Raw genomic sequence first — 391 nt, 5'->3', positions numbered from 1 at the left:
AAAGCGCAGGATGGTGCTCTCATCCGGCACGACATCCACCCCCAGGTCCAGACCAACAAAGCTCGCCAGCAGCGGCGTGTCGTACAAGGCTTCCTCCACCGCCGGGTCCGACAGACCAAACCACTGCTGCAAAAAATGAATCCTCAGCAGCTTCTCTACCGCAAAGGGTGGCCGCCCACCCTTGGGACCCGCCTTCGGCGCATACGGCTCGATGAGTGCGACCAACTCTGCCCACGGCACCACACGGTCCATCTGCTCCAAAAACGCACGCTTGCGGGTGCGCTTGGCGCGCAGCTCAAAGCCCGTATACATCGGCGCCTCCAGACTCATCTGCTTCATGTCGCTATTGTCCCATCCCGGCAGTCTGGCAGGAAGGTTTTGCAGACCTTCC

Annotated in this window: 1 protein-coding gene; it reads right to left on the bottom strand. The window is 60.9% G+C overall.

Translation table 11 applies throughout. From position 1 onward, the window contains the following. On the bottom strand, positions 1-339 hold a 339-nt coding region (locus tag HZS63_RS13805; protein ID WP_180684567.1), incomplete at its 3' end, for a transposase. Positions 340-391: the final 52 nt, after the last annotated feature.

The organism is Tepidicella baoligensis (genome assembly GCF_013432195.1).
In the GTDB taxonomy this organism is placed as follows: Bacteria; Pseudomonadota; Gammaproteobacteria; order Burkholderiales; family Burkholderiaceae_C; genus Tepidicella; species Tepidicella baoligensis.
This window is presented reverse-complemented; position numbering and strand designations above follow the sequence as displayed.